This is a genomic window from Protofrankia sp. Cr1 (genome assembly GCF_963555865.1).
Classification (GTDB): domain Bacteria; phylum Actinomycetota; class Actinomycetes; order Frankiales; family Frankiaceae; genus Protofrankia.
The window spans coordinates 27,549-28,041 of record NZ_CAUVXO010000005.1 but is presented as its reverse complement, the minus strand read 5'-3'; the positions used below and the strand labels follow the sequence as shown (position 1 = coordinate 28,041).

The 493-nt window shown below is 66.5% G+C and carries 1 protein-coding gene and 1 pseudogene; one reads left to right on the top strand and one right to left on the bottom strand.

Features of this window, described 5'->3' with window-relative positions; all coding sequences use genetic code 11:
• A pseudogene (locus tag U9980_RS01435) lies at window positions 1–212 on the bottom strand (HNH endonuclease); the annotation flags it as partial.
• 101 nt (window positions 213–313) lie between these two features.
• Here U9980_RS01435 and U9980_RS01430 point away from each other — a divergent pair.
• Window positions 314–493: hypothetical protein (locus U9980_RS01430; RefSeq protein WP_322766346.1), on the top strand; the 180-nt coding region annotated here is incomplete at its 3' end.

Genomic DNA, 493 nt, shown 5'->3' with positions numbered 1-493 from the left:
TGTTCGTAGCCGGTGCGCAGGCCGACGCCACATTTCCAGGACAGCCAATGTGCGCATGAGCGGATGCCGACCCCGCTCCAGCCTTCGCGGCGGTCGAACGCAGCCACGGTCAGCAGCCAGGCGCACATGGCCGCCGAGATCCGCCCGGCCCAGGCGCAGATCTCGGATTCGAGCTGGTGGAGGGGGGCAGACTCCACATCGATTTCGAACATGCATTCGATTATGGGTCGGTTCCAGCTGTTCCGCAAGGGGTTGCGCGCGCCGGGCCCGGACGTTGCGCTCCGCGGAACACAATCTCTGCTCCGGCGCTTTCATGCCTGTCTGTCCGGTACGGGTATTGTCGCTCGCTGTGGTCACATTGCCGCCCCTCGGTCCGGGCAACGCCGGGCGTTGGCGGCGGTGGAGCGGCCGTGACGGTCGGGAGACCGCGAGGTTCCTCGACATCACCGATATCGATGACATCACCGCGACGCTGTTGGCTCCGCCACCGGAG